The sequence below is a fragment of the Bartonella sp. AD328YNZD genome (assembly GCF_042196425.1).
On record NZ_JBHIQG010000284.1, the window covers coordinates 1 to 3,116 of the forward strand.

Below are 3,116 nucleotides of genomic sequence, written 5' to 3' on the forward strand. Positions count from 1 at the left end.
TGTTGGAAGAGGGTGCCAAACAAGGGGGCGCAGGGAAGCAGGGAGCACAAAGAGCTTGGCTATGAATGTGAAAGCATATTGGGACAATGGGGGAAGATCTCATATGATATTGGAAATAACGGTGCTGTAAGAAAACAGGTTTGCTCCCTTATAAAAGGGGGCAGGGATGAGGGAACAGATTTCCGCCTCTTTTGTTTTTTTGAATTCATGACAAGTCATGGTTAATATTCTTTAGATTTTTCAAAAAATAATGTGATTGTTCAGAGTTCTGTGAGGATGAGCACTGCGCCAATGAAAAAGATCGTAATTTAAGCAAACATGCCGATGTTTTAAATTTGAAACGCCATAATAAGCTGATTGGAATAGACATTACCGAGATCATTATGAGTACTACCATGGTCAACTCTAGTATCTGAACTTTATAAAAATGATTTTTCATACTTGTTCTCGGAAATATGGCGTATAACTCCTTATAGCAGCACCAAAGTCTGAGAACTCTTCCTCTTTTGACATGCTATAGTCATTTTGCAAGTGATTATATGTTTTTACGTAATCATTTCCTTGTTGTTCACTCGTGGCGTGATGAGAAAATAAAAGAGTTCCTTATTATGATAGCGAAGAAAATAAAGCGTTTAAACATGAAATATCTATTTTTTGTTGTTTCTAAATCGTTTTTAGAACCAAGCCATTTTGAATGGATCCCCGTATGTTATTTTTATGGCAAAAATGTGAAGTAAATCACCCTTTAATGCAAAATGTGAGAAGGGGGGATCCTGTCTCTAAATGAGGGTGTGTACAGTCAAAAAAATCGCATATGCAGGGTTTTTATTCCTCGGTAGGGAGCTTTATGGGCAGCAAAAAATATAGAGTAAGCTCTGTAGCCTAAAAAATAGGATACCACTGAGGGGAAATAAGGAAAGGGAGAGGAATAGAGGGAGGGGTACCGGGCAAAATAATGCGTATTGTGAAGGAGGGAGCTGTGCGCTGCGTAGATTGTTGGTCGTGAAATTGGCAATGAGGAATCTTCTTTAAAAAAGTAAGCTAATTGTCTCGCGGCTTATTTGAAGCTTATTGGGTGCTTGTTTTATCGCTGTTTTTTGTTTTCCCTTTGCCAAGGGGTGGGGGAGGTTGACAACGCCATTGAATTGAGAAGACGTGTGAAATTGCTGTTTTTTAATGGATGACAAGGATGAGAGATGAAGATTATTTTAAAGCTTCTCTTTCGATTTTTCTAAGAAATGCTTGTGTTGCGTGCTGCTTGGGATGGGTAGAGGGGCTCACAAAATAAGATTATTTGTTTTGCGAGCCGCTTTAAAAGGTTATCAATTGGGTATGTTCAAGAAATTGATTTATAATAATACCATTATTCCTTTAAGTAAAAAACAAGAGCGTGAGAGGTTATCTCAGCCTCTGTTCTATTGATATCAATTAAAAGCATTTTTTATACGATACGGTATAAAGTAAATGTGTAGGCAAAAAATATTCAAAAAATAAAAATGCCTCTTTAATTATGAATCATTTCAAGAGCCAAGAGCTGTCGTAACATTGAGGCTTAGCAAAGTGGAGGATACGGCATATCTTCATGAAGGAAAGATAGTGCACGTAATGGGAGGGACCTATTCTTTGGGCGCACGCGCTCTGCCTCAGTTTTAAATTTGCTCCCAGAGGGCTCTTTTTTAAGGAAATAAAGCGCGCCATTGAAGATATTGAAGCCCATATTTTAAAGGATGGAGGCTTTGATGGAGGCAATTGATGCTTGGTGAAAAGAAAAGAGGGGCAAAAGAAGAAAAATAAAGAAAAAATAAAATGGTGCTGCGAGAGAGGATTGAACTCTCGACCTCTCCCTTACCAAGGGAGTGCTCTACCACTGAGCTACCGCAGCCGTTTTCAATCTTTGCGCTGTCTTGTGCCATATTGTTAGAAAATAGGCAAGAGAACATTTGTATATTCTTGCAAGAAAACGTATCTTATGTCATGACATATATTTCTTATATTCTTAAATATTTAAGATCATGAGTTGCTTGGATAGAAGCTCAACATTGTTCAAAAGGTTGCGCAATGACACAAATGTATCAAAAACAAAAGCACGATGAAATCAATCATCAAGATGAAAAAGAAAAACGTCGTCAAGAAAGATTGGCGCAACAATTGCGTCAGAACCTGAAACGTCGAAAAGAGCAAAGTCGAAAAAGAGCGCAATCAGATCTTTAAAAAGAAAAAAATGTTTTTTTAGTAAATTTTTGCAACCAAACGTCTCAATAATTTGTTTTCATATTTAGAATGCGTTCTAAAACGATTAATAAAGCATAACTTCCCGAAGGGGGACAATCCTTTGGAAGGGCAAGCACAAAGGAAAAGAGGGAAAACACGATGGATTCTATTCAAATTGTTGGGGGAGAAAAACTTAAAGGAACAATTCCTATATCAGGAGCAAAAAATGCTGCATTGCCTCTTATGATTGCAGCGCTGCTTACTGAAGAAACGCTCACTTTAGAAAATATTCCTCATCTTGCCGATGTCGAATTGCTTATTCGTATCCTTAATAATCATGGGGTTGGATATGCTGTTGATGGGCAAGAGTTTAACGATGATTGTGTCAATGCAAGGACAATCCATTTTACTGCGCAAAAAATAATCACAACGCGGGCACCATACGAACTGGTGAAAAAAATGCGTGCAAGCTTTTGGGTTATCGGACCACTGCTTGCACGATGCGCAGAGGCTTATGTATCCCTGCCTGGAGGATGTGCTATCGGGACAAGGCCCGTCGATTTTATCCTTGAGGGACTTAAAACTTTAGGCGCACAGATTGCTATCGAAAATGGATATGTTCATGCAAAAGCGCCAAGGGGGTTAAAAGGTGCTCACTATCGCTTCCCTAAAGTCACTGTTGGTGGAACCCATGTGCTGCTGATGGCGACGACAATGGCAAAGGGAACAACCGTTCTTGAAAATGCGGCTTGTGAACCAGAAGTGACAAACCTTATTCGAACCCTCAATGCTATGGGGGCTCAAATAACCGGTGAAGGAACAACAACACTTACAATTGAAGGGGTTAAAAAACTCAACGGTGCTAGAGTACGCGTTATTGCTGATCGAATCGAAGCGGGAACATA

3 protein-coding genes and 1 tRNA gene are annotated in these 3,116 nt (G+C 39.2%); 3 read left to right on the plus strand and 1 reads right to left on the minus strand.

Annotated elements, in window-relative coordinates; genetic code table 11:
* A partial coding sequence (locus tag ACFIO3_RS10655) for a hypothetical protein (RefSeq protein ID WP_375704437.1) occupies positions 1 to 225 on the plus strand: 225 nt, incomplete at its 5' end.
* Between the two features lie 1,582 nt (positions 226 to 1,807).
* On the opposite strand, the gene ACFIO3_RS10660 is transcribed toward ACFIO3_RS10655, so the two are convergent.
* A tRNA-Thr gene (locus tag ACFIO3_RS10660) sits at positions 1,808 to 1,882 on the minus strand.
* Positions 1,883 to 2,058: 176 nt separating this feature from the next.
* On the opposite strand from ACFIO3_RS10660, the gene ACFIO3_RS10665 reads away from it, so the two are divergent.
* Together ACFIO3_RS10665 and ACFIO3_RS10670 are read left to right on the plus strand one after the other, a co-directional pair.
* Complete coding sequence (locus tag ACFIO3_RS10665; protein WP_375608168.1) at positions 2,059 to 2,211, plus strand: hypothetical protein; 153 nt, start codon at positions 2,059 to 2,061, stop codon at positions 2,209 to 2,211.
* 159 nt (positions 2,212 to 2,370) lie between these two features.
* A partial coding sequence (locus ACFIO3_RS10670) for a UDP-N-acetylglucosamine 1-carboxyvinyltransferase (protein WP_375704438.1) occupies positions 2,371 to 3,116 on the plus strand: 746 nt, incomplete at its 3' end.

What these genes read in the sequence shown, in the direction of transcription:
- ACFIO3_RS10665 (WP_375608168.1), top strand. Translation starts at nt 2,059, where the DNA reads ATGACACAAATGTATCAAAAACAAAAGCACGATGAAATCAATCATCAA.